The organism is Thauera phenylacetica B4P, from assembly GCF_000310225.1.
Taxonomy (GTDB): Bacteria; Pseudomonadota; Gammaproteobacteria; order Burkholderiales; family Rhodocyclaceae; genus Thauera; species Thauera phenylacetica.
Genome location: NZ_AMXF01000250.1, coordinates 1 through 5,702 on the forward strand (window position 1 = coordinate 1; position 5,702 = coordinate 5,702).

General features: G+C 71.1%; 5 protein-coding genes. 3 read left to right on the forward strand and 2 right to left on the reverse strand.

Features of this window, described 5'->3' with window-relative positions; translation table 11 throughout:
• The coding region (locus C667_RS19640) for a methyltransferase domain-containing protein (RefSeq protein WP_004378074.1) at positions 1-1,050 on the forward strand (1,050 nt) is incomplete at its 5' end.
• A 402-nt stretch (positions 1,051-1,452) separates the two neighbouring features.
• On the opposite strand, the gene msrQ is transcribed toward C667_RS19640, so the two are convergent.
• Positions 1,453-2,136 (reverse strand): protein-methionine-sulfoxide reductase heme-binding subunit MsrQ, encoded by a 684-nt coding sequence (gene msrQ, locus C667_RS19645; RefSeq protein WP_004378075.1) that lies wholly within the window; start codon positions 2,134-2,136, stop codon positions 1,453-1,455.
• Between the two features lie 40 nt (positions 2,137-2,176).
• Complete coding sequence (gene msrP / locus C667_RS19650) at positions 2,177-3,112, reverse strand: protein-methionine-sulfoxide reductase catalytic subunit MsrP (RefSeq protein WP_004378077.1); 936 nt, start codon at positions 3,110-3,112, stop codon at positions 2,177-2,179.
• 223 nt (positions 3,113-3,335) lie between these two features.
• On the opposite strand from msrP, the gene aroG reads away from it, so the two are divergent.
• Together aroG and dinB are read left to right on the forward strand one after the other, a co-directional pair.
• Entirely contained in the window at positions 3,336-4,418 is a 1,083-nt protein-coding gene (gene aroG / locus C667_RS19655; RefSeq protein ID WP_004378078.1) for a 3-deoxy-7-phosphoheptulonate synthase AroG, read from the forward strand.
• Between the two features lie 86 nt (positions 4,419-4,504).
• A complete protein-coding gene (gene dinB, locus C667_RS19660) occupies positions 4,505-5,614 on the forward strand; it encodes a DNA polymerase IV (protein ID WP_004378080.1) in 1,110 nt (369 codons plus the stop codon).
• Positions 5,615-5,702: the final 88 nt, after the last annotated feature.

Consider the following 5,702-nt stretch of genomic DNA (forward strand, 5'->3'; position numbering starts at 1 on the left):
CAGGCGATGGCGCGGCGCGCCGACGGCCGCGCGCGCAAGCCGGGCAAGGCGGCGAGGCCGCCGGCCACCCCCGCCGAAGCCTTCCACCTCCACCGCATGGCGCAGGCGCAGCGCGCGCGCACGCTGGGCATGCTGCTGATCCCCTTCGAGGCCGGCGCGCAGATCCCGCTGCGCCGCGCCCCCGCGGTGGCCGAAGTGCTCGCCGAGGCGGTCGCCGCCACGCCGGACGCGGATCTGGCCGACGCCCCCTTCGTGATGTCGCTGCGCGAGCTGCTCGGCCTCATCGGCGCGCACGAGTGGCGGCGCAAGGGCGTCGCCATCCCGGTGCTCGGCGAGCGCATCCATCCGTGGTACGGCGTGTATTCGCCGATCCGCGGCGAGTATCTCGACCTGGTCGCGCGCGTGCCGCTGCCCGCGCGCACGCTCGCCTTCGACATCGGCACCGGCACCGGCGTCATCGCCGCCCTGCTCGCGCGCCGCGGGGTGGCGCGCGTGCTGGCCACCGACCTGTCGCCGCGTGCGCTGGGCTGCGCGCAGGACAACCTCGCCCGCCTCGGGCTGCTGGCCGAGGCCGCGGGCCCGGGTGGCGCCCTTCGTGCGACCACACGCGCGAACTCGGGTGCGACCGCGCGTGCCCATGAGCTTCCCGCCGGCCGTGTCGAGTTGCTCCAGGCCGACCTCTTCCCGCCCGGCCGGGCGCCGCTGGTGGTGTGCAACCCGCCCTGGGTGCCCGCCAAGCCGAGCTCCGCGATCGAGCAGGCGGTCTATGACCCCGACAGCCGCATGCTGCGCTGCTTCCTCTCCGGCCTGGCGGAACACCTGGAGGAGGGCGGCGAAGGCTGGCTGATCCTGTCCGACCTCGCCGAGCGCCTCGGCCTGCGCACGCGCGCCCACCTGCTCGGCTGGATCGAGGCCGCGGGCCTGCGCGTGCTCGGTCGCGAGGACATCCGCCCACGCCACGGCAAGGTGGCCGACGCGGACGACCCGCTGCATGTGGCGCGTGCCGCGGAGACGACCTCGCTGTGGCGCCTGGGCGTCGAGAAGCACTGAGCTTTGGACGCGCTCGGCTCGCCGTCGCGCTGTTTCGATGGGGCCTGGATGCGTTCGGGGAAGGCCCGAGGGCTGGTTCGCGCCTGCCGGCGCTCCTACAGAAACCACCGCGGTTCCGTCCTTTGCAGGAGCGGCGGCAGCCGCGAATGGGCGGTCGATCGAACGCCGCGGGTGCGGGCTCACGTCGCCGCCTTCGCGCCTGCCGGCGCTCCTACATAAGCGGCGTGCTCCGAGCGTCCCCGTTGTAGGAGCGGCGGCAGCCGCGAATGGGCGGTCGATCGAACGACGCGCGTGCGGGCTCACATCGCCGCCTTCGCGCCTGCCGGCGCTCCTACAGAAACCACCGCGGCTCCGTGCCTTTGCAGGAGCGGCGGCAGCCGCGAACACCGCGTCGGGAAGAGCCTACTGCCGTGGCACCAGCCGGATCACCTTCTTCTCGAGATGCTTCGCCGGCGGCGGCACCGAGAGCTGGCGGCGGCGCTCGAGCTCGCGCCACCAGCCGCGCAGGCCGAGCAGCACGGCGAGGATGCTCGCGTACAGCAGCGGCCTGCCGATGTCCGCCTTCACCAGCCACCAGAAGTGCAGCACCGCGAAGATCGCGATCGCATACACCGAGCGGTGCAGCGCCTGCCACCTGCGCCCGCCGAGGCGACGGATGGCGAAGCTGTTCGAGGTCGCGGCGAGCGGGATCAGCAGCACGAAGGCGGCGAAGCCCACCGTGATGAAGGGGCGGTCGAGGATGTCGAGCGCGATCGCGTTCCAGTCGAAGAACTGGTCCAGCCAAAGGTAGATGGTGAAATGCCCAAACGCATAGGCGAACGCGAACAGCCCGAGCATGCGGCGCAGGCGCAGCAGCCAGTGTAGGCCGCTGAAGCGGCGCAGCGGCGTCACCGCGAGGGTGATCAGCAGCAGGCGCAGCGCCCACTCGCCGCTCGCACGGGTGATCGTCTCGATCGGGTTGGCGCCGAGCGTGTTCGCCTGCCAGCCGAGCGCGAGCTCGAGCGCAGGCAGCAGGCAGAGGACGAACACGACGGCCTTGACGGCGGCGATCGTGCCCGCGGAGGGGGCTTTCAGGGAGAGGTTCATCGTCTGGAAGGGACGCTACGCTGGGGAGGGGCTGCGCTGCTCAATAGAACTTCTTCAGGTCCATGCCCTGGTAGAGGCTCGCGACCTGATCGGCGTAACCGTTGAACATCTGCGTCGGGCGCTTGCGCAGCTCGCCGATGCGGCGCTCGGTGGCCTGGGTCCAGCGCGGGTGGCGCACCTGCGGGTTCACGTTGGAGTAGAAACCATACTCCTGCGGCGCGAACTTGTTCCACGCCGTCGCGGGCTCCTTCTCGGTCAGGCGGATGGTGACGATCGACTTGGCGCTCTTGAAGCCGTATTTCCACGGCACGACCAGGCGCAGCGGCGCGCCGTTCTGGTTGGGCAGCACCTCGCCATAGACGCCCACCGCGAGCAGGGTCAGCGGGTGCATCGCCTCGTCCAGGCGCAGGCCCTCGGTGTAGGGCCAGTCGATCACGTCGCGGATCATGATCTTCGGGTCGTAGTGGGTGACGAACTCGACGTACTTCGCGCTGCCAAGGGGCTCGACCTCCTTGAGCAGCGCGGCGAGCGGAAAGCCCACCCAGGGCACCACCATCGACCAGGCCTCCACGCAGCGCAGGCGGTAGATGCGCTCCTCCAGCGGCGCCAGGCGCAGCAGCTCGTCGATGTCGAAGCGACGCGGCTTGCCGACCAGGCCTTCCACATTCACCGTCCACGGGCGCACCGCCATCTTGTGGGCGTTGCGCGCCGGGTCGGCCTTGTCGGTGCCGAACTCGTAGAAGTTGTTGTAGGTGGTGACGGCGTCGCGTTCGGTGAGCGGCTCGGTGGTGCTCAGCGCAGAGGGCACGCTCTGCAGCCGGGTCGATGCGCGCGCGGCGCCGGGCAGGCCGTGCCAAAGCGCTGCGCCCGCCACCAGCCCGGCGCCGCTGCGCGCGAGGAAGTCGCGGCGGCGCTCGAACAGGCTGCGCGGGGTGATCTCGGAGGGCAGGACGTCGGCGGGCTTGTGGATCAGCATGATTGCGGGCTCTCTTGGAACGGGGGGTTCGATGGGCGCTGCGGTGGGCGGGGCGCGCCTCCGGGGCGCCGCTCGTGGCGGCGCGAACGCGTCAGTGTACGAACAGACGCGCGCGCCGCCGATCGGTTCATCCCATCGGGCTTATAGTCTGCATTGCGTCCAGCCATGGTCGCCTTTCCGCTAGAATCAGGCACCCCAGCAAAGATCCGAGAAAGAGCCTCGCATGTCCGCCTCCATCAAACTGCATATCGACGACGTCCGCATCCAGGAGATCAAGGAGCTCGTGCCGCCCGCCCACGTGCTGCGCGAATACCCTGCCACGCCCAAGGCGGCCGAGGTCGCCTACGAGGCTCGCCAGGCGATCCACCGCATCCTGTACGGCGCCGACGATCGCCTGCTGGTGGTGATCGGGCCGTGCTCGATCCACGACGCCAAGGCGGCGATGGAGTATGCGCACAAGCTCAAGGCCGAGGCCGATCGCGTCAAGGACGACCTGCTGATCGTGATGCGCGTCTATTTCGAGAAGCCGCGCACCACCGTGGGCTGGAAGGGCCTGATCAACGATCCCGGGCTGGACAACAGCTTCCGTATCAACGACGGCGTGCGCCTGGCGCGCAAGCTGCTGTGGGAGGTCAACGAGATCGGCCTGCCGGCGGGCACCGAGTTCCTCGACATGATCACCCCGCAGTACATCGCCGACCTGATCGCCTGGGGCGCGATCGGCGCGCGCACCACCGAGAGCCAGGTGCACCGCGAGCTCGCCTCCGGCCTGTCCTGCCCGGTGGGCTTCAAGAACGGCACCGACGGCAACCTGCGCATCGCCGCCGACGCGATCAAGGCCGCGCAGGCGCCGCACCACTTCCTGTCGGTGACCAAGGCCGGGCATTCGGCCATCGTCTCGACCCGCGGCAACGAGGACTGCCACGCCATCCTGCGCGGCGGCAAGGAGCCCAACTTCGACGCCGACGGCGTCGAGGCCGCCAGCGGCGAGCTCGCCGCGGCCGGGGTGTGCAACAAGGTCATGGTCGACTTCTCCCACGGCAACAGCCGCAAGCAGCACCGCCTGCAGATCGAGGTGGCGAAGAACGTCGCCGCCCAGCTCGCCGCGGGCGACGACCGCATCATGGGCGTGATGGTCGAGTCCCACCTCAAGGAAGGCCGCCAGGACCTCGTCCCGGGCAAGGACCTCGAGTACGGCAAGAGCGTCACCGACGCCTGCATCGGCTGGGAAGACAGCATCGACGTGCTCGACATCCTCGCCGAGGGCGTGCGCCAGCGCCGCGTCAAGCGCGCCGCCGAGTTCTGAGCGCCGACGCCACTCCACCCGGCCTGCCCGCGGCAGGCCCGTTCGCCCCTCACGCCTCACCGCCGACACCTCCCGCGCGCGAGCGCATGCGCAAGATCATCCACTGCGATTGCGACTGCTTCTACGCGTCGGTCGAGATGCGCGACGACCCGACCCTGCGCGGCAGGCCGGTCGCGGTGGGCGGGCGCGCCGAGACGCGCGGGGTGATCGCCACCTGCAACTACGAGGCGCGCGCCTTCGGCGTGCATTCGGCGATGCCTACCGCGCGCGCGCTGCAGCTGTGCCCACAACTTGTCCTGCTGGCGCCCGACTTCGAGCGCTACCGCGAGGCCTCGCGCCGCATCCTGGCGATCTACCACGACTATACGGCGCTGGTGGAGCCGCTCTCGCTCGACGAAGCCTACCTCGACGTGACCGGGGTCGAGCGCTGCCGCGGCTCGGCCTCGCTGATGGCGCAGGAGATCCGCGCGCGCATCCGCGCCGAGGTCGGCATCACCGCCTCGGCCGGCATCGCGCCCAACAAGTTCATCGCCAAGGTGGCGAGCGACTGGAACAAGCCCGACGGCCAGTTCGTGGTGCGCCCGCAGGACGTCGACGCCTTCGTCGCCGCGCTGCCGGTGAAGAAGATCTTCGGCGTCGGCAAGGTCACCGCGGCGAAGCTCAACCGTCTCGGTGTGAACACCTGCGCCGACCTGCGCGCCTGGAGCGTGGCCGAGCTCACCCGCGAGTTCGGCAGCTTCGGCGCCAGCCTGCACCACCTGTGCCGCGGCGTCGACGAGCGCGCGGTGCAGCCCGACCGCGTGCGCAAGTCGCTGTCGGTGGAGACCACCTACACCCCCGACCTGCACGACCTCGCCGCCTGCCGCGCCGGCCTGCTCGCGCTGCTGGAGGACTTCCACCGTCGCTTCGAGCGCGCGCGCGACCGCCCGCCGGTGCACAAGGCCTTCGTCAAGGTGCGCTTCTCCGATTTCAGCCGCACCACCGCCGAGTGCGTCGCCAGCGCGCCCGACGAGGCCACCTGGCTGCGCCTGCTCGACGAGGCGCACGCGCGCAAGGCGCTGCCGGTACGCCTGCTCGGCGTCGGCGTGCGCTTCGCCGAGGAGGAGGGCGGCGAGCGGCCGGCGCAGATCCCGCTCTTCGAACCCGAGCCCGAACTCGACCCCGATCCCGCGCACGACGCGGCGGAACCCCACTGACGCGGAGCCCGCGATGTCCGACCTCGAAACCCACGCCGCCGCGGCCGAGCCGCCGCCCGCGCCGCAGCCGCCCGCGGCCGCCGACGAG

Excerpts from the sequence above, each read along its gene's own strand:
- aroG (WP_004378078.1), top strand. The coding sequence starts at position 3,336 with ATGTCCGCCTCCATCAAACTGCATATCGACGACGTCCGCATCCAGGAG.
- dinB (WP_004378080.1), top strand. The coding sequence starts at position 4,505 with ATGCGCAAGATCATCCACTGCGATTGCGACTGCTTCTACGCGTCGGTC.
- msrP (WP_004378077.1), bottom strand. The coding sequence starts at position 3,112 with ATGCTGATCCACAAGCCCGCCGACGTCCTGCCCTCCGAGATCACCCCG.
- msrQ (WP_004378075.1), bottom strand. The coding sequence starts at position 2,136 with ATGAACCTCTCCCTGAAAGCCCCCTCCGCGGGCACGATCGCCGCCGTC.